21 protein-coding genes are annotated in these 17393 nt (G+C 37.7%); 5 read left to right on the forward strand and 16 right to left on the reverse strand.

The window, feature by feature from the left end; genetic code table 11:
• Positions 1-40: 40 nt before the first annotated feature.
• The 6 genes from ADJ60_RS00445 to ruvB form a co-directional block, all read right to left on the reverse strand.
• A complete protein-coding gene (locus tag ADJ60_RS00445; RefSeq protein WP_049542600.1) occupies positions 41-1894 on the reverse strand; it encodes a proline--tRNA ligase in 1854 nt (617 codons plus the stop codon).
• Between the two features lie 12 nt (positions 1895-1906).
• A complete protein-coding gene (gene rseP / locus ADJ60_RS00450) occupies positions 1907-3166 on the reverse strand; it encodes an RIP metalloprotease RseP (protein WP_049542602.1) in 1260 nt (419 codons plus the stop codon).
• Positions 3167-3187: 21 nt separating this feature from the next.
• Entirely contained in the window at positions 3188-3991 is an 804-nt protein-coding gene (locus ADJ60_RS00455) for a phosphatidate cytidylyltransferase (RefSeq protein ID WP_000189860.1), read from the reverse strand.
• A gap of 8 nt (positions 3992-3999) precedes the next feature.
• Positions 4000-4758, reverse strand: coding sequence for an isoprenyl transferase (locus tag ADJ60_RS00460; protein WP_000466719.1), 759 nt, complete (start codon positions 4756-4758; stop codon positions 4000-4002).
• A 345-nt stretch (positions 4759-5103) separates the two neighbouring features.
• Positions 5104-5676: a nucleotidyltransferase family protein gene (locus tag ADJ60_RS00470; protein ID WP_049542604.1), complete on the reverse strand. Its 573-nt coding sequence runs from the start codon at positions 5674-5676 to the stop codon at positions 5104-5106.
• The gene (ruvB, locus tag ADJ60_RS00475; protein WP_080983296.1) at positions 5657-6655 is read right to left on the reverse strand and encodes a Holliday junction branch migration DNA helicase RuvB; all 999 of its coding nucleotides are present in this window, start codon (positions 6653-6655) and stop codon (positions 5657-5659) included. The genes ADJ60_RS00470 and ruvB overlap by 20 nt, the downstream gene beginning before the upstream one ends.
• Before the next feature lie 133 nt (positions 6656-6788).
• Here ruvB and ADJ60_RS00480 point away from each other — a divergent pair, with 133 nt between their 5' ends.
• Entirely contained in the window at positions 6789-6881 is a 93-nt protein-coding gene (locus ADJ60_RS00480; protein WP_000970382.1) for a type I toxin-antitoxin system Fst family toxin, read from the forward strand.
• A 143-nt stretch (positions 6882-7024) separates the two neighbouring features.
• On the opposite strand, the gene ADJ60_RS00485 is transcribed toward ADJ60_RS00480, so the two are convergent.
• From ADJ60_RS00485 to ADJ60_RS00495, 3 genes are read right to left on the reverse strand one after another with little or no spacing between them, the layout of a single operon-like run.
• A complete protein-coding gene (locus tag ADJ60_RS00485) occupies positions 7025-7753 on the reverse strand; it encodes an ABC transporter permease (protein ID WP_049542609.1) in 729 nt (242 codons plus the stop codon).
• Complete coding sequence (locus tag ADJ60_RS00490; RefSeq protein WP_049542653.1) at positions 7754-8494, reverse strand: ABC transporter permease; 741 nt, start codon at positions 8492-8494, stop codon at positions 7754-7756.
• Positions 8487-9422 (reverse strand): ABC transporter ATP-binding protein, encoded by a 936-nt coding sequence (locus ADJ60_RS00495; RefSeq protein WP_049542655.1) that lies wholly within the window; start codon positions 9420-9422, stop codon positions 8487-8489. Before ADJ60_RS00495 ends, ADJ60_RS00490 begins: the two co-directional genes overlap by 8 nt.
• A gap of 535 nt (positions 9423-9957) precedes the next feature.
• On the opposite strand from ADJ60_RS00495, the gene ADJ60_RS00500 reads away from it, so the two are divergent.
• Complete coding sequence (locus tag ADJ60_RS00500; protein ID WP_049474982.1) at positions 9958-10818, forward strand: helix-turn-helix domain-containing protein; 861 nt, start codon at positions 9958-9960, stop codon at positions 10816-10818.
• A gap of 82 nt (positions 10819-10900) precedes the next feature.
• Here ADJ60_RS00500 and ADJ60_RS00505 read toward each other — a convergent pair whose 3' ends face one another.
• The 6 genes from ADJ60_RS00505 to ADJ60_RS00530 form a co-directional block, all read right to left on the reverse strand.
• The gene (locus ADJ60_RS00505; protein WP_049542658.1) at positions 10901-11191 is read right to left on the reverse strand and encodes a DUF5966 family protein; all 291 of its coding nucleotides are present in this window, start codon (positions 11189-11191) and stop codon (positions 10901-10903) included.
• 13 nt (positions 11192-11204) lie between these two features.
• Positions 11205-11507, reverse strand: coding sequence for a DUF5962 family protein (locus tag ADJ60_RS00510; RefSeq protein WP_049542660.1), 303 nt, complete (start codon positions 11505-11507; stop codon positions 11205-11207).
• A gap of 56 nt (positions 11508-11563) precedes the next feature.
• The gene (locus tag ADJ60_RS00515) at positions 11564-12292 is read right to left on the reverse strand and encodes an ABC transporter permease (RefSeq protein ID WP_049542662.1); all 729 of its coding nucleotides are present in this window, start codon (positions 12290-12292) and stop codon (positions 11564-11566) included.
• Positions 12289-13038 (reverse strand): ABC transporter permease, encoded by a 750-nt coding sequence (locus tag ADJ60_RS00520; protein ID WP_049542664.1) that lies wholly within the window; start codon positions 13036-13038, stop codon positions 12289-12291. The genes ADJ60_RS00515 and ADJ60_RS00520 overlap by 4 nt, the downstream gene beginning before the upstream one ends.
• 5 nt (positions 13039-13043) lie before the next feature.
• A complete protein-coding gene (locus ADJ60_RS00525; RefSeq protein ID WP_080983298.1) occupies positions 13044-13955 on the reverse strand; it encodes an ABC transporter ATP-binding protein in 912 nt (303 codons plus the stop codon).
• Between the two features lie 153 nt (positions 13956-14108).
• Positions 14109-14243, reverse strand: coding sequence for a type A2 lanthipeptide (locus ADJ60_RS00530; RefSeq protein WP_049542666.1), 135 nt, complete (start codon positions 14241-14243; stop codon positions 14109-14111).
• Positions 14244-14422: 179 nt separating this feature from the next.
• Between ADJ60_RS00530 and ADJ60_RS00535 the strand changes: the two genes are divergently transcribed.
• Together ADJ60_RS00535 and ADJ60_RS00540 are read left to right on the forward strand one after the other, a co-directional pair.
• Positions 14423-15121, forward strand: coding sequence for a response regulator transcription factor (locus ADJ60_RS00535; RefSeq protein ID WP_049542668.1), 699 nt, complete (start codon positions 14423-14425; stop codon positions 15119-15121).
• A complete protein-coding gene (locus ADJ60_RS00540) occupies positions 15118-16488 on the forward strand; it encodes a sensor histidine kinase (protein ID WP_049542672.1) in 1371 nt (456 codons plus the stop codon). The genes ADJ60_RS00535 and ADJ60_RS00540 overlap by 4 nt, the downstream gene beginning before the upstream one ends.
• A gap of 22 nt (positions 16489-16510) precedes the next feature.
• Here ADJ60_RS00540 and ADJ60_RS00545 read toward each other — a convergent pair whose 3' ends face one another.
• Positions 16511-16819 carry a DUF5966 family protein gene (locus tag ADJ60_RS00545; RefSeq protein WP_049542788.1) on the reverse strand — a complete coding sequence of 103 codons (309 nt, stop codon included), beginning with the start codon at positions 16817-16819 and terminating at the stop codon, positions 16511-16513.
• 115 nt (positions 16820-16934) lie between these two features.
• Here ADJ60_RS00545 and ADJ60_RS00550 point away from each other — a divergent pair, with 115 nt between their 5' ends.
• Positions 16935-17027, forward strand: coding sequence for a type I toxin-antitoxin system Fst family toxin (locus ADJ60_RS00550; RefSeq protein ID WP_000970296.1), 93 nt, complete (start codon positions 16935-16937; stop codon positions 17025-17027).
• Positions 17028-17393 lie beyond the last annotated feature (366 nt).

Raw genomic sequence — 17393 nt, forward strand, 5'->3', positions numbered from 1 at the left:
TAGTTACATTTTTTCCTTGTTTTTCTTCTGATTATAGTTTTTATTTCTTGCTGAGGATTTCAAGCGTTTCAAGCAAGTTATCTGCATGAACCTCGATAGTGTCACCAGTCGCTTTAATCTTCACTTCTACGATGCCATCGGCTGCTTTCTTACCAACAGTGATACGAATCGGCAATCCAATCAAGTCGCTGTCGCTGAATTTAACACCAACACGTTCGTTACGGTCATCTGTCAAGACTTCGTAACCAGCTCCCATCAAGCTTGCTTCAAGCTTTTCTGTCAAGGCTTGCGCTTCATCATCCTTGACATTGACAGTGATCAAGTGCACATCAAATGGTGCCAATTCTTTAGGGAAGTTGATTCCCCAAGCGTAACGGTATTCACCTTTTGGCGTTTTGTTAACAAAGAGGCGAGCGTGTTGCTCCATCACTGCTGAAAGGAGACGGCTGACACCGATACCGTAACATCCCATGATAATTGGCACAGCACGGCCATTTTCATCCAAAACATCTGCTCCCATGCTTGCTGAATAGCGAGTGCCAAGTTTGAAGATGTGACCAATTTCAATACCACGCGCAAAGTTAAGGACACCTTGTCCGTCTGGTGAAATTTCACCCTCACGAACTTCACGGATATCCACATATTCTGCAGTAAAATCACGACCTGGGTTCACACCAGTCAAGTGGTAGCCATCTTCGTTAGCACCCACAACTGCATTACGAACATCTTGCACTTTACGATCTGCAATGATTTTAACATTCTCTGGCAAACCAACTGGGCCAAGTGAACCAAATCCTACTTGAACAACATTTGCCACTTCTTCTTCGCTAGCAACGTCAAAGAAATCTGCTCCCAAGTGGTTTTTCAACTTAACTTCATTAAGCTGATCATTTCCAACTAGAAGGGCGGCAACAAGCTCACCGTCTGCCATGTAGAAGAGGGTTTTAATCGTTTGTTCTTCTGGAACGTTGAGGAAGGCGGCAACTTCATCGATTGTTTTAACATCTGGTGTTGCAACACGAGTCACTTCTTCTTCAGCAACGACACGGTTGCTTGGTTTGTACTCGTTTGTTGCCATTTCCAAGTTAGCAGCATAGCTAGACTCACTTGAGTAAGCAATGGTATCTTCACCAGAAACCATCCATTTAAGCAATTCTGCCTTGATTTCTTCTTGCACTTCTGCAGGAATTTCATCAAATGAGGTAACTGACTTGTCCAAAACAACCCATCGGTCAAGGTCTGTACGAGCAGGTGTAATAGCCATAAATTCTTGGCTATCCTTACCACCCATGGCTCCACCGTCACCGATGATAGCCTTGAAATCTAAACCACTACGAGTGAAAATACGCTCATAAGCAGCCTTGTACTCATCGTAAACACTGTCCAAGCTATCATAGTTAGCGTGGAAACTGTAAGCATCTTTCATGATAAACTCACGTGTACGGAGTAGTCCATTACGTGGGCGTTTTTCATCACGATACTTAGGCTGGATTTGATAAAGGTTAAGCGGCAATTGCTTGTAAGACTTAACAGAATCACGGACAATAGCTGTAAAGGTTTCTTCGTGAGTTGGACCTAGGATAAAGTCTGATTTTTCACGGTTTTTTAGTTTGTAAAGGTCTTCACCATAAGTTTCATAACGACCTGATTCGCGCCACAATTCTGCACTAAGAAGGGCAGGAGCCAACATCTCAACGGCACCAATCTTGTCGAATTCTTGGCGCATGATGTTTTTAGCTTTTTCAATCACACGGTTAGCAAGTGGTAGGTAAGAATAAACGCCTGCTGAAACTTGGCGAACATAACCAGCTCGCAACATAAGAGCGTGGCTGATAACTTGAGCATCGCTTGGCATTTCGCGAAGCGTTGGGATAGGCATTTTACTTTGTTTCATAATATTCCTCGATTATCTAAAAAAGAGTCGCATGATGTCATTCCAGGTCACAGCAATCATCAAGACAACCATGATGACCACTCCGGCCAAGGTGACATAGGTTTCAATTTCTTGTTTCAATGGTTTGCGGCGAATGGCTTCTAGGATATTGAGCACAATCTTACCACCATCCAGGGCTGGAATCGGAATAAGATTAAAAATCCCAATATTGATGGAAATTATTGCCAAGAAGTACAAGACATTCTCAATTCCATTTTTAGCAGCATCACTACTTGCCTTAAAGATGGCAACAGGTCCACCTAGCTTGTTCAAATCCGGTTGGAAAATCAGATTTTTCAGTTCTGAGAGAATTCGGAGGGCCGAGTCAGCAGCAGTTGTAAAACCACCTACAAACATAGATACAAAATCTGACTTAATCCCCGGTTGAACACCTAGAAGGTAACGGCCTTGACTTTCTTCCGGACTAACAGTGACTTGTTTGTCACTACCATTTTCAGAAATAGTCACATCCAAGGTCGGGGCCGTCTTATCTTTGGTTTCTGTTTCCACAGCCTGAATCAAACTTTCCCAGTTGCTAACCTCATGTGAGCCAATCTTGGTAATCTGGGCCGTTTCTGGCACTCCTACCTTAGCCAAGGCCCCTTGAGGCATGACATGGAATTGATTGGTATCAACATCTCTGACACCACCCTGCATAAAGATTAAAATCCAAAAAACAACGATACCTAAGATAAAGTTGTTCATAGGACCTGCAAAGTTGGTAATCAGTTTGCCCCAGATAGTCGCATTTTGATATTGAACATCTAAAGGTGCAATCCGAACCTCAGTACCATCTGCTTCCACAACCGTTGCATCGTGATCCACTGCAAATGTTTTTTCTTCTTCCAGAACCAAGCCCTTGATAAAGAGCTTGTCTTCAAAGTCAAACTGGGTCACCTGCATAGGGAGGGCTGTTTGATCTAATTTTTTACCTGAAAGATTGATGCGTTTAACCTTACCATCATCAGTAAGCGTCAAACTGACAGGAGTTCCTGTCTTGATTTCAGTTGTATCATCACCCCAACCGGCCATGCGAACGTAGCCTCCCAGAGGCAAGATGCGAATGGTATATGCAGTTCCATCCTTGCCAATATGAGCAAAGATCTTGGGTCCCATGCCAATGGCAAATTCACGCACTAGAATCCCTGATTTCTTGGCAAAGTAGAAGTGTCCGAACTCGTGCACCACTACAATAATCCCAAAAACCAGAATAAAGGTTAAAATTCCGAGCATAGTATTTCCTCCGTCTTTTGATTAAAAGAGTCCAAACAAGTGCATAATTGGAAATACAAGCAACATACTATCAAAACGATCCAAAACACCACCATGTCCAGGAATAAATTTCCCAGAATCCTTGACACCAAAGTGACGCTTGATCGAACTTTCTAATAAATCACCAAATTGTCCAGCAATGCTAAAGAAAATAGCAAAGACTGACATCTTGTAAATTCCATACGGAAGAGCAACTGTACTGTCAACTATCATAAAGATAATAGTTACTAAAATCGCACCTAAAATACCACCCAAGGCACCCTCAAAGGTTTTATTTGGAGAAACTGTCGGAGCTAACTTTCGTTTACCATAGTTCATCCCAACAAGATAGGCACCACTGTCTGTCGCCCAGACGATACACAAGGCTAATAGTGCCTTATCTAACCCTGCAACGCGAGCATCTAGTAAAGCATTAAATCCAAAGCCTACATAGAAACTCATAGCAAGAGGGAAAACAGCGTCCTCAATCGTATAAGACTTGCTAAAAACAGTCGTTCCTAACATAATTGAAATCAAAACACTATAGGCAACCACATTCCCATCAACTGGCAAAAAAGTCAGGTAATTCTCCAAGGGAATGGTCAAGGCAAAGGTTGCAAAGAGGGTCAATAGGCCCTCCATCGTCATGGTCTCTAGACCTCTCATCTTCAAAAGTTCATGCATGGCTAGCATGGCTATGATTCCAATTGCTATCTGAAGCAAGAGGCCCCCAATCATTAAAATTGGTAGGAAAATAGCCAGGGCAATCCCTGCAAACAAGGTTCTTTTCTGTAAATCCTGTGTCATATTTCCTCCTAAACTCCTCCAAATCGGCGATGACGACGATTGTAGGCAAGAATGGCTTCCTGCAAGGCTGCCTCGTCAAAATCAGGCCACAAGGTGTCCGTAAAATAGAGCTCACTATAGGCTCCCTGCCATGGAAGGAAATTGCTCAAACGCAATTCTCCACTAGTACGGATAATCAAGTCTGGATCTCGTAAGTCCTTAGGTAAATGCTGGGTAAAAAGATAATTACCAATCAATTCCTCTGTGATGTCACCTGGGTTGATTTTGGCATCTAAAACATCCTGAGAAATCAACTTAAGAGCCTGTGTAATCTCAGCACGTCCACCATAGTTGAGGGCAAAATTAAGAATTAATCCTGTGTTGTTCTTAGTTAATTCCTCAGCCTTGGTCAGAGCTTCAAAGGTTTGCTTAGGCAGGCGGTCCGTTTCCCCAATCATTTGAATCTTAACATTATTAGCATGCAATTCCGGGACATAATTATCATAAAACTCTACCGGCAAGTTCATGATAAACTTGACTTCCTGATCTGGACGGGTCCAGTTTTCTGTAGAAAAAGCATAAACCGTAATCACCTTAACGCCTAGTTTGTTGGCTGCCTTGGTCACAGTTTGCAATGCTTCCATGCCCGCCTTGTGTCCAAAAACTCGCGGTTGCATACGTTTTTTAGCCCAACGGCCATTGCCATCCATGATGATGCCGATATGAGCAGGAACCTGTGTCGGAACCTCTACTTCCACAGCCTTATCTTTCTTAAAAAATCCAAACATGATCTTATTCCTATTCAAAAATCTATCGTTTCATTATACCATATTTCCCTATTTTCTTCTATCACTAAGCTATTTATACTCTTCGAAAATCTCTTCAAACCACGTCAGCTCTATCTGCAACCTCAAAACAGTGTTTTGAGCAACCTGCGGTTAGCTTCCTAGTTTGCACTTTGATTTTCATTGAGTATTATTCTCAGGCACAAAGCCCATTTTTCAAAAAAATAAGTCGCCTGATTGGGCGACTTTATTTTTTATAGGGAGATTATTATGAAAAAGTTTTAGGAGTTTAAGTTAAGGTCTTCTTAACTTATGAACTTAGTATACACTTCCTAGCTTAAAGTTTCCTTAAGTATTTTTAAAAATCAAATTTTTCCATTTCTCCTGCCAATTTTTCTTGGATAGACGTGTTCGATAAAGTTCCATTCGGTCTTCATTTTCTAAGAAATGAGGAGTTGGACGAACTTGAAAATTCAAAATATCCTCCAAACCGTATGGAGTAAAGAGCTCCAAAGCGGATTCTTCATTCAAGCGTAGTCCAACAGCCGTACACCGTTCTGGATACTTACTCATAGCATCACAAGAGCTGCTATAGGGAGCAGTATGAGGGCTGTGCTGGTGCATATAGACCTGATTTTTCAATTCCCACTGGTACTGAGGAAAGTCCTCTCTCAGCTTTTTCTCTAGGGACAAGGTTTCCTCATAAGAAATATCTGGATCAAAGAAAATTACATCTACATCTGTTTCACAGTCAAAAGGTGATTTATCTGACAAGAGATTCCAGATGAAATTTCTGACTGAACCTGCTGCCAACCACGAGTCTTTCAGACCAAGGTTTCGGATAGTTTCTAGAATAGCCATCATATCCGGATTTTCTCTAAAAACCTCTAGAATTTCTTGCTCATTTTTCACTGTATTCATAACCTAAATGCTCATATGCCTTAGCAGTCGCCACCCGTCCAGAACGTGTCCGCATGATAAAACCTTTTTGAATTAAGTAAGGCTCATACATGTCTTCCACCGTCTCGCGCTCCTCGGCAATATTGACAGAGAGAGTCCCTAATCCGACAGGGCCACCACCGTACATCTCAATCATGGTACGAAGGATTTTTTGATCCACATAGTCCAGACCCTCATGGTCAACATCCAGCATAGTCAAAGCCTTATCGGTAATAACATCGTCGATAACCCCATTCCCCATTATCTGGGCAAAATCGCGCACGCGCTTGAGGAGACGATTGGCAATACGAGGGGTCCCACGACTACGTAGGGCCAACTCAGATGCTGCCTCATGAGTGATTTCCATCTCAAAAATATCTGCCGTCCGCTCGACAATTTCTGTCAAGTCAGCATGAGCATAATACTCCATATGCCCCGTAATCCCAAAACGTGCCCGTAGAGGATTGGACAGCATACCAGCCCGAGTCGTCGCACCAATCAAGGTAAAAGGTGGCAACTCCAAATGAACACTGCGACTGCCTTCACCAGCACCAATCATGATATCAATGTAGAAGTCCTCCATGGCACTATAAAGCACCTCTTCCACAGACATGGGCAAGCGATGAATCTCATCAATAAAAAGGACATCCCCAGGCTCTAAGTCATTCAAAATCGCTACCAAATCACCCGCTTTTTCGATAACAGGACCCGACGTCTGCTTGAGATTAACTCCCAGTTCATTGGCAATAACAAAGGCCATGGTCGTTTTTCCCAAGCCTGGAGGGCCAAATAAGAGCACATGATCCAGCGCTTCATCCCGCATTTTGGCAGCCTCGATAAAGATTTGGAGCTGATTCTTGACCTTGTCCTGTCCAATATATTCACGTAAGTACTGAGGACGGAGCGTACGTTCTACTAACTCCTCATCCCCCATTATCTCATTATCTAAAATTCTACTCATGATTCTATTATATCAAAAAAACAAGCCACAAACAAAAAAGCCACCTGATTAGGTGACTCCCGAGTTCAGCACTTATATGGTATAATATTCTACGGCACTGCTACACCGCCTACGAAAGGAGGTGAGATAGCCCATGATGGAATTAGTACTCAAAACTATCATCGGACCAATTGTGGTCGGTGTCGTTCTTCGGCTAGTCGATAAATGGCTAAACAAGGACAAATAGTGTCAAAAAAGACCCCAAGCTTATTTGGACGTGAGCTTGGGGTCTTTTCTAGCCTATGATATAGAACTAGTACTCAATTCCTTTTTATTATCCCATAGTTCACAAATTTTGTCAAAGGTTTATATTCTCATCTACTCAGCTTGTCATTTATAAGCAAAAATAATGTTCATCATGCGTTTATCTGCCAACAAATAAAGGAGACATGCCACCAAGGTAACTAGCCATATGGCATATACAGAAACTGTTAAAACAGTGAATTCCTCCAGGATGATTAGTAGTAAATTTGCCAGATAATACCGCCCAACAACCGTTGTTAAAGCAAACAAACCTGCAAATGACAATAAAAAGGCAAGTGGTAGGGCAAGGATAAGTTCCTTCCGATATTTTCCTAAGAAGAGGACAATAATACCAGCAGACAGTGTATAAGCAAAAGCAATTGCTCCATAAACAAGTCCCCAAGATAACATTGCAAGACTAGAGAAAGCAAAATCACCATCCATTAACTCTAGGACCAGCATAGCCAAAAAAGTGAATTCACTGACTAGTAGATTAATCAACAAAGCAAGCATAAATTTCGCTTGGAGTAATTGTTTCAAATCGACAGGAATCAGTCTGAGATTTGAAATCGTTTTAGACACTTGTTCTATTCTTATCAAATCCACTAAAATCATGCTCGCAAAAGGGAGGAGAAAATAGTAGTTCAAAAAGAAGAAACCATTTTCTACATACCAGCCATTCACACTACCGTACGAATGCCCTTGATAAATCTGATGACCAATCATAAACTCTAACAAAAAGAGCAGGATGGCTACAAAGGGAATCATATACAGTATCTTTCGCCTTCTTAGTTTAGTCAATTCTAGCATCAACATTTATTCATCCACCTTTCTTAACCAAGATTTAATGGACAAGAAAGACAAAACAAGTAAAGATAAACCTAGTACAACAATCGATAAGATAGCTGGCTGTTGAAGCACCACTCCTTCTCTGTTTCCTTCCCAGATTAAACTATTAGCACTTGTTACTGGACTGATATTTGGACTCGTCCTTGCTAAAAAAAATGACACTAAAACATACATGACACCGACTAAATTCCCAACTATCTCCTTGCCTCTGACTTTTATCATGACCAAAGCAACTAAAGGAAATACTCCCATGGGAATTAAGATACCACTACTCATACAAAGATAGAAGAATCTTAATAATAAAGACAAACTGACTGTCGAAGAAAAGCGGGATAGTAGTGCGAATAAGGAAACCGAAATATAGGTGAATAACATGATACACAGAGCGTTGATTTCTATATACAAAATCTTAGCCCAGAATGTCTTCATTAGATTTGCTGAAGCGAGTTTCAAGTTGTTCATGATGCGATAGCGATATTCTACACCAAATGCCTGTATTGTATAGGAAACACAATACAAAGGGAGAATCAAAAAGTTTAAATAAGACAAAGAGAATTTATAGACAAAGGGAAAGGAGTCAAACAAGCCTCTCGCATCATTTACATAATAACAGATGAGAGCTAGGTAGAGGGAAACAACACCATATACGACAAAATTCAGTTTTTGATGCCTTTGTTTGAGAAATTCAATCTTCACTAAATCAAGCAATTCCCTCACCTCCTGTTATCCGCTTAAAGTAATCCTCTAAACTTTCATTGTTTTTATAAGAATATTCTTTTAGAACTATTCCGTTGTCTTTTAAGGAGTTAGATACGACTGCAATGTCAAAAGTAGGTGATTCTCCCTGAAGTTCAAGTTCTATATCCGAAAGAATACTAATCTGTTCTTGCAGATTTATCCTGCAAAGCACTTCCTTAGCTTGAGAAGCATCCGAAACAATTAGGTGGATTCTCCTTTTCTCTGCACCATCTATTAATTCCTGCATAGTCTTTTCAGCCATAAGGTGGGCATCATGCAGTATCCCAACTCTATCTACAAGCTTTTCAAGTTCTGAAATAATGTGACTGGATATTAAAATCGAAATGCCATGATTGGTACTGAGTTCCTTTAGATAACGGCGCATTTCAAGGATACCAATAGGATCCAAACCATTTGTTGGTTCATCTAATATCAGAATTTTCGGCTGGTGCATAATAGCGTTAGCAATTGCTAACCTTTGCTTCATTCCCAGAGAATACTGCTTGAATATTTTTTTATTTTCCCCATCTAATCCTACTACTTGTAACGCTTGCTCTACCTGTTTTAGCGAAATTCCTCTCAATCTTGCAAAAATAGAGAGATTTTCAGGTCCCGTTAAATTAGGATAAAAAGAAGCACTGTCCAATACCACACCGATTTGAGATAGCAAGTCCTTAGAAAAGCCCCCTGACAGTTTTTCAGATAGAATCTTCACTTCACCACTATCCATCGCTGTCAAACCTAAAATAGCTTTGATAAAGGTAGTCTTTCCAGCGCCATTTCTTCCTAGTAAGCCATAGATTTCTCCCTGTTTTAGCGTAAAGTCAATCTTATCTAAGACAATTTTCCCATCATAGGATTTTGATAAATTAGATGTCTGTATTACTGAATTTCTCATTTTATTCTCCTCCTAACATCTATACACCCACATCAAAAGACATAATAGAGTAGTTCCTGTATAACTACTTATATGAGAAGGTAATAGGTTATAGCAAACTTACAGTCACCCCTTTAAGTTCTTCAATCTGTGACACAATCCATTTAATAAATGTTACTTCACAAACGTTTAATAAATCAATCCTTCAGTCCAAGATTAACTCCACTAATTTTTGAAGCTTGTTGTATAACTCTCGAACCTAAAATATATTGAAGTTGATTTACAGTTTTTAAAAGCAACCGCTTACAAATAGTCCTAAAAAAATAATCTAAAAATGATTTTACGAAACTTTGCTAAAATACTCATATTAACCACCTTTTTCTTATCTTTACACTTGTAAGTGTACTACTTTAAATATTATTTGTCAATAAAAAACAATTCTTTTTATCATTTTTTTTTTGTTTTATTTTTTTATGACTATTTTTGTATTAGAAAGTTGAAAAATAGAGATTAAAAGTATATAATTAATCTTAAATTTATTTAAAGAGGGTTAGAGATGACCATATTATCTGATAAACTAAAATCCAAGAGAAAAGAAAAAGGTTTCTCACAAAAAACACTTTCTGAAGGAATTTGTGAGCAAAGTCAAATCAGCAAAATAGAACGTGGCAACTATATGCCTGCTGCTGATTTACTCTATAAACTTGCAAATCGGCTTCAAGTTCCCTTAGATTATTTTTTCGATGAACAGATTGAAATGACTTCCAATATAACACCGTTTAAGAAATTAGCAGAAAAATTACTTGAAGATCGTAATTACGAGGCTTTAGAATACCTCTTAAACTTAGAAAAAGAAAAGTCTCAGTATCTATCTACTGAGGATGAATTTTATCTTCTATGGATTCAAGCGATTATCCTTTTCTACTTACATAGTTCCAAAGATGAAGCTATCGCCAATCTAGAAAACGCTTTGCCAAAGCTTTCGGTCAGCTCATCTGTGTATCTTAAACTTCTCAATACTTTATCTAATTTTTATTTTTCTGTAGGACGTGATGCAGAATATGAAGAAAATAACTCACTTCTTATCAGTTTGTATCAGGAAAAAGATTTAAATCACCAAGAGTATTTATTTGGTTATATTCGAGTTAAACATAATTTTGCCTATTATTTACACTCTAAAGGTAAGGAGTTAGAAGCTGTCCAAGAAGCCTTAGAAACCATTGATTTTTGTAAACAAAAAGAGACCAGCTATCAGCTAGCACCTCTTTTAACTATCGTTGCAAATGCCGGAAAAGATTTTTTAAAGCACGATGAAATTCTTGACTATTATTTACAGGCTCGTGATATTTGTAAAATATACGAGCACAAGCTCTTGATGGCTAAAATTGACCATTTTTTGAAAGATAAGGATAGGTGACTTCGATCGTAATAAGTTATAATTACCAATTAATTAGAAACATAAAAGTGGAGAGAAACTAATGTCGTTTTCTCCACTTTTGTTAATATCCCCTCTTCCACTTGTATCCTGCCCAGCATGCTAAAGCAAGTAAAACTAAATTAAAGATGATAAAGAAAGTCGTAAAACCAAATAATCCATTTTGAGCTAAATCTGCCGTGTAAAGTTCGGTCTCTGTAAAGAACAAATATATTCCATAGCCCTCTACGAAAATAAGAAAACTGACAAAACCAATCAGGAAAAGTCCACTGGCAATTAGAAAGAGTCTCCATAAAAGAATGAGAATCCCTCCTACTGCTAAAAAAATTACTGGGATAAGGAGTAAATCATTCATGACTTTATCCTTTCTAGTCAATCAATTGACGATAATGAGTGGCAAGAGAGGAATCAAACTCTTCTAATTTTTGAACTAAGTCCAAATACTCCTCTTTTTCATGTTCTTCAAAGTCCACACCTCGATGATTCTGAAGAGAGATTTCCAATTGACTAGTGAGTTCTCGTTTAGAAAAGCTGTAATCCCCCGTCACTTCCTCATAATGTTCCTTTAGTTCCTTGTAGGCTTGGTATTCTTCAGGTGTTTGAAATCCCTGTACCAAAGCTTCTTCTAATTGATAATTAGACCTTCTTTCTATAAAAACTAGGTCAAGCATACCGGATAAATCTTGGAGCTTTTATCACAAGAAAAAGACTCCAAAGAGTCTTCACATTACTTATGCAATTCTTTATTACTCAATGTATGAAAAATCCCCCATAGAAGAATATTTACAATGATAAACAGCAATATTTCCACTAAATTAAAGTCTATCAAATTTCGTGACCGCATTGCCACCATAGCTTGGGAGTAGGGATAGATTAAAGATAATTTATCTGATACAAAAATCATCATAAATCCTACGAAAGTACCAATAGCACCAATTCCCACAGATTTACTGAAAACACGAGTTTTAGCTGTCACAAAAAACTGTACTGCCATCATACTAATTGTTCCAAAAATTCCCAATAAATCCCACTTGAGATAGGTGAACAAATTAGAAATTTCTAAATGAGCTAGGTGAGCACTGACATAAAAAATACCAAACAAGAACAACTGTAAAACAGCAATAAACAAGATAATTACTATTTCTTTTGCCAACAATAATTTCCCAAGACTGACATTATTAGCTCTGAGAAATTCAATATTTTTTCTATCAAACTCTTTTCCTAACATCATGGCTACATAAAGGCTGACCAAGATCGGAAAGAAAAGCTGGCTATAATAGAAGGTCAATTGTCCCCATAAAACAGGCACTTTTTCACTTTCTTCAACCATAGAATAAGCTGCACCAAAGTAAATCCCAAGACCAATAAGGCTACAAAAAGCTAAGAAGCAAATACCAATCATCAACATGGAAAATTTTTTAGTTTTCCGCCATTCTACTGATAGATAAGACATCATAGCTTGCCTCCTTTCTTTTCAACCAAATAGAGAGATAAGAAGAGATAGATTAGGGCTATTGGCAAATATGTAAATAATTTAAATCCTAGGTTTGTCGCAAAAACATAACTCACTTGACTGGCGACTTGCTGATAATCCACCAGAGACAGATATCCTATACCACCAAAAGGGAGAATCAGCTGTAGAAAAGCTGGTGCATGACCAAATCCAACACCAAGAAATCCTCCGAAAATCCCTAATGCCAGTATCAATGCCTGCTTCTTCAGTAAAAACTGCAAAGTCAAAAACAGACAGGTTAAGACAAAAGAAGCTAGCAAGAAAATGACGATTTGCCAGAGGATTAAGCTAAAAGGCATTTCTAGACCTGATAAGATTGCAATTAACTGGGCTACTACTCCCTCCAAAAAAGCGAGAAAGGTCAAAATGAACATGGTCAGGCCAAGCTTACTCAGAAAGATATGTCGTACATTTTCACCATTTGCCAAAAGCAGTTTGAAAGTGTTGCCCTCCTTCTCGTTCTTGACAATCCGCGATACAAAGAGAGAAATCACAATAGGGAGAATCAAGCCATTTACTTCTTTTATCATATAGAAAATTAGGCTAATCTGGTGCATGTCTGGATTACTTAGGTAGCGTGTAGCGGCTGCAATTGCCCAAGCAAATCCAACTCCCATAACTAGTATGCTAATGAGGAAGGATTTGGTTCGTTTTGCCTTGAGCAATTCAATAGACAAATTATTCAACATAAGACTCACTCCTTGGTTAAGTTAAGGAAGATAGATTCCAAGGTTTCTTGTTCTTGCTTCACTTCATAAATTGGAACTTTCTCGACTATTAAATCTCGTAACAAACTAGAAATCTGCTGATCGGCAAGGTTAGTCAGCTTGAGTTTATCCTCTTGTATCTCCAACATCTTGCACGGATAACCAAATAACACTTGGCTAATGACTTCACGTCGACCTCTAAAATCCCCACGCACTTCCAGCCATTTATTGGACTGAATTTTACGAATTTCTCCCTCGTAAACCAGTTGACCATGATTGATAATCCCCACACGGTCAGCTATATGCTCTACTTCAGAAAGGATATGGGTAGAGATGAAGACAGTAATGCCCTGTTCTTTTGCCAACTTGATAATCAGTTCCCGAATTTCATGAATCCCTGCTGGGTCTAGCCCATTTGTTGGCTCATCCAGTATCAACAAACGCGGTTTCTTGACTAAGGCAAAGGCTAAAGCCAAGCGCTGTTTCATACCCAAAGAATAATCTTTAACCAATTTTTTCTTGTTTTTAGGTTGATCTAACCCCACAATTTTCAAGGTTTCCTGAATATTTTTCTTATCAAATCCAAGGATTTTTTGGAAGACCAAGAGATTTTCATAGCCTGTCAAATTAGGATAATAAGACGGTTCTTCAATCATAGAGCCAATCTGATTAAGATACTGCTTGTCCGTACCTATAGATTGACCGAACACTTCAATATCCCCAGCTGTAGGAGAAATCAAAGACAAAATCATCTTCATGGTGGTTGTTTTCCCAGCTCCATTTGGACCTAGAAAACCATAAATCTCACCTTGTTGAACTGATAAGGAACTAAGGTTAACTACCTGAGTATCCTTAAATCCCTTTTGTAAGTTTTTTATCTGTAAAACATTACTAATCATTATGAACTTCCTCCTTTAAGCCAAATAATTTTCTATAATTTTGATTTCTATAAATCAAATTATCATGAGTATCTTTGATAACGTCTCCACTACTCTTATCAACAAAAATGATAGAATCAACATAATTCACAATATCTAATTGGTGACTCACTATTACCATTGTTTTGTCTGAATAAAATGAATTATTCCACTACCAGCACCAAGAACGTTATCAAGTTCTTCAAGAGTTAATTCTTGAAGAGATTTCATTACTTCAATCTCAACGAGATTCATTTGTTTTTTAGCCATTTGGAAATACCTCACTGATTAAAATTTATTTGATAAGTATCTCTATCTAGGTTATGTCTTTATTATAGACATACTAGATTAATTTTAAACTAAGCTAACCTTAATTTTACATTAAGATTAAAGTATCTTGCTTTTTTCATTCTTTTAAATGGTATAATATAGATAAGCGAGGTAAGATTATGAATTTCGAACAACAACTCCTGAATAAGCACATCCTTATCATTGATGACGATAAAATTTTAAACTCTTCCATAAGAGATATTCTCACTGCCTACGGATTTTCCAATCTAACATCAGCCTATGATATAGAATCTAGTTTGGACATGATTGAAACAGAACAGTTCGACCTTTTCCTTTTGGACATTATGCTCCCCGATGGTGATGGCTACACATTAGCAAAACATATCCGAAAAAAAGGCGATACTCCTATCCTCTTTCTGACTGCCAAAAATAATCCTGAAGATGAGGTAGCTGGTTTCAATGCTGGTGGTGATGATTATGTCATGAAACCCTTCATTCCAAAAAATCTTATCTATCGTATTATGGCTCTGCTCCGGAGAAGCTATAAATCAGAACAGGAAGCAATACAGATTGGACAGACTTTGGTGAGTTTTCGGAATGCAACAGTACAAAAAAATGGAGCAGAAATTTCTATTACGCCAATTGAAATTCAGATTTTGAAAAAACTTTACGATAATAAAAATTACATCGTTTCAACCGAATCTCTCTGTGATACGATTTGGGGAGTGGATAGCTTTGGTTATGAAAACTCTTTGACTGTACATATTCGGAAAATTCGAGAAAAAATAGAAGAAAATCCTTCAAAACCTCAATATTTAAAGACAGCTAAAGGGCTGGGATATAAATTGTTATCATGATTATGAACCAAACCAAAATTTTAAGGTATTCACTAAAGAAATTTATCATTTTTTCAATCATTATCTTTATTACCAATATTATTCTAATTGCCAGTTTTGTTTTCTACATTAGGGAAAAGCAAACTGCTACTGAGACTGTGAAAATAATTTCTGAACACATTACCATCACAAAAAATAACGTCCACATACCTAAAAATGATATCTCTAGTCTAAAAGAACAAAAGTTATGGCTCATGGTATTGGATAAGCAGACTGGAAAACAGGTGTACGAACAGTATAAACCTACAGAAGTTCCTTCGCAATTTGACTATGGGGACATTTTACAGTTTTCTCGCTATTATCTTTCAGATTATCCTGTTTTTAGTCAGATAAAAGGTGACTACATCATTGTTGTTGGTTTTCCAAAAGATAAAATTGCTCGTTATAGTTATAATTACTTAGATATAGATAGTATTCGCCTGATTCCACTAGTAGCATTTGGAGTATTGCTTTTCAACTGCCTTTATTTCGCTTTTCTTTACTACTATGGTGTGACGCATATCAATCGTAAAATTGCGCCTCTTGTAACTGCTATTCAGAATCTCCCAGATGGTTTGAAAAATCCAATAAATTCTATATCAGAACTAGAATATCTTACAACTGCAATTAATCAAACCGATACTCTACTCAAAGAGAATGAAGTCTTTAAAGAGCAATGGATTTCAGGTGTTGCACACGACATCAAAACACCTCTTTCTGTCATCATTTCTAATGCGTCCTTGTTAAATGATTCTGAACTAGATACACAGTCTAAAAAACATATTCGCCCAATATTGACGGAATCCTATTACATCCAAAATATTTTAAATGACTTAAATATAGTAGCTCGCCTTTCATCCGGTCATCTTCAATTAAATCAGACTGAAACAAAAATTATCCCCTTCTTCAAAGACATTCTCATCCATATTTTAAATCAAGAAATCTGGAATGAATTTGAATTTGAATTTGATTACGATTATTCACTTGTTAATCAATCTATCATGATTGAGCAGTTTTTAATCACGAGAGTTATCCATAATATCATCTACAACTCTGTTTTACATAACGAAAAGGGGTGCACAATAAGAATCTACTTATTCAAAAAAGATACAAATGTAATTGTCGAAATCAAAGATAATGGACAGGGAGCTTCACCAGAAAAAATTGCTGAACTTAATGAATTATCTTTTAAAAACATTGATATTTCTAAAATTAGAACGACTGGAATTGGGCTAAAAATTTCAAAACAAATTGTTGATTTGCATCAGGGCTCTATTTCGTTTGCTAGTGTCCAAAATGAATTCTTTGAAAGTATCATTTCACTTCCGATCTTCAACATTACCAATTAGATAAAAAAATGGAGAAGAACCATTAGAGTTTTCTCCATTTTTTTAATCTTATCTTCCACTTATACCCTGCCCAGCCTGCCAAGACAAGCAAAGCAAGATTAAAGATGATAAAGAAAGTCGTAAAACCAAATAATCCATTCTGTGCTAAATCTTCCGTATAAAGTTCGGTCTCTGTAAAGAACAAATATATTCCATAGCCCTCCACGAAAATAAGAAAACTGACAAAACCAATCAGGAAAAGTCCACTGGCAATAAGAAAGAGTCTCCATAAAAGAATGCGAATTCCTCCTACTGCTAAAAAAATTACTGGGAGAAGGAGCAAATAATCTATAACTGCCTCCTTTCCAAATATAAAATCACTCTGTCCTACTGAGAGAGTATAGTATTTTATGATATAATATTGTTCGGCACTGCTACACCGCCTACGAAAGGAGGTGAGATAGCCCATGATGGAACTAATCCTTAAAACTATCATCGGACCAATTGTGGTCGGTGTTGTTCTTCGCTTAGTCGATAAATGGCTAAATAAAGATAGATAGTGTCAAAAAAGACCCCAAGCTTAATGTGGAAGTTAGCTTGGGGTCTTTTCTAGTCCATGATATTGAACTAATCCTTAATTCTTCTCCATTATCCCACAGTTCACAAAATTTGTCAAAGGTTTATATCTTCATCAATTCAGCTTCTCCAACTTTAGAATCTGTCCAATAAAGTTTATAAGATTAAGTAAAAGTTATCGGAAAATGATTTTTAAAATAGTCCCAAAAAGCCTGAAATAGAGCCAAAAAACTCCACCTGATTGGGTGGAGTTAAGGGAGATTATTATGAAAAAGGTAAAATAAAATCTTATTAAATCAACGCTCTTGGAGGGTGTCCCCTCCAACTCCCCGACCTCTGGACAAGGTCTA

It is taken from the genome of Streptococcus pseudopneumoniae (assembly GCF_001076775.1).
Classification (GTDB): domain Bacteria; phylum Bacillota; class Bacilli; order Lactobacillales; family Streptococcaceae; genus Streptococcus; species Streptococcus pseudopneumoniae_G.

Excerpts from the sequence above, each read along its gene's own strand:
- ADJ60_RS00470 (WP_049542604.1), bottom strand. The coding sequence starts at position 5,676 with ATGAATACAGTGAAAAATGAGCAAGAAATTCTAGAGGTTTTTAGAGAA.
- ADJ60_RS00480 (WP_000970382.1), top strand. The coding sequence starts at position 6,789 with ATGATGGAATTAGTACTCAAAACTATCATCGGACCAATTGTGGTCGGT.
- ADJ60_RS00530 (WP_049542666.1), bottom strand. The coding sequence starts at position 14,243 with ATGGCTAAAAAACAAATGAATCTCGTTGAGATTGAAGTAATGAAATCT.
- ruvB (WP_080983296.1), bottom strand. The coding sequence starts at position 6,655 with ATGAGTAGAATTTTAGATAATGAGATAATGGGGGATGAGGAGTTAGTA.
- ADJ60_RS00540 (WP_049542672.1), top strand. The coding sequence starts at position 15,118 with ATGATTATGAACCAAACCAAAATTTTAAGGTATTCACTAAAGAAATTT.
- ADJ60_RS00525 (WP_080983298.1), bottom strand. The coding sequence starts at position 13,955 with ATGATTAGTAATGTTTTACAGATAAAAAACTTACAAAAGGGATTTAAG.
- ADJ60_RS00455 (WP_000189860.1), bottom strand. The coding sequence starts at position 3,991 with ATGACACAGGATTTACAGAAAAGAACCTTGTTTGCAGGGATTGCCCTG.
- ADJ60_RS00445 (WP_049542600.1), bottom strand. The coding sequence starts at position 1,894 with ATGAAACAAAGTAAAATGCCTATCCCAACGCTTCGCGAAATGCCAAGC.
- ADJ60_RS00500 (WP_049474982.1), top strand. The coding sequence starts at position 9,958 with ATGACCATATTATCTGATAAACTAAAATCCAAGAGAAAAGAAAAAGGT.
- ADJ60_RS00460 (WP_000466719.1), bottom strand. The coding sequence starts at position 4,758 with ATGTTTGGATTTTTTAAGAAAGATAAGGCTGTGGAAGTAGAGGTTCCG.
- rseP (WP_049542602.1), bottom strand. The coding sequence starts at position 3,166 with ATGCTCGGAATTTTAACCTTTATTCTGGTTTTTGGGATTATTGTAGTG.
- ADJ60_RS00505 (WP_049542658.1), bottom strand. The coding sequence starts at position 11,191 with ATGAATGATTTACTCCTTATCCCAGTAATTTTTTTAGCAGTAGGAGGG.
- ADJ60_RS00485 (WP_049542609.1), bottom strand. The coding sequence starts at position 7,753 with ATGTTGATGCTAGAATTGACTAAACTAAGAAGGCGAAAGATACTGTAT.
- ADJ60_RS00535 (WP_049542668.1), top strand. The coding sequence starts at position 14,423 with ATGAATTTCGAACAACAACTCCTGAATAAGCACATCCTTATCATTGAT.
- ADJ60_RS00495 (WP_049542655.1), bottom strand. The coding sequence starts at position 9,422 with ATGAGAAATTCAGTAATACAGACATCTAATTTATCAAAATCCTATGAT.
- ADJ60_RS00520 (WP_049542664.1), bottom strand. The coding sequence starts at position 13,038 with ATGTTGAATAATTTGTCTATTGAATTGCTCAAGGCAAAACGAACCAAA.
- ADJ60_RS00510 (WP_049542660.1), bottom strand. The coding sequence starts at position 11,507 with ATGCTTGACCTAGTTTTTATAGAAAGAAGGTCTAATTATCAATTAGAA.
- ADJ60_RS00550 (WP_000970296.1), top strand. The coding sequence starts at position 16,935 with ATGATGGAACTAATCCTTAAAACTATCATCGGACCAATTGTGGTCGGT.
- ADJ60_RS00515 (WP_049542662.1), bottom strand. The coding sequence starts at position 12,292 with ATGATGTCTTATCTATCAGTAGAATGGCGGAAAACTAAAAAATTTTCC.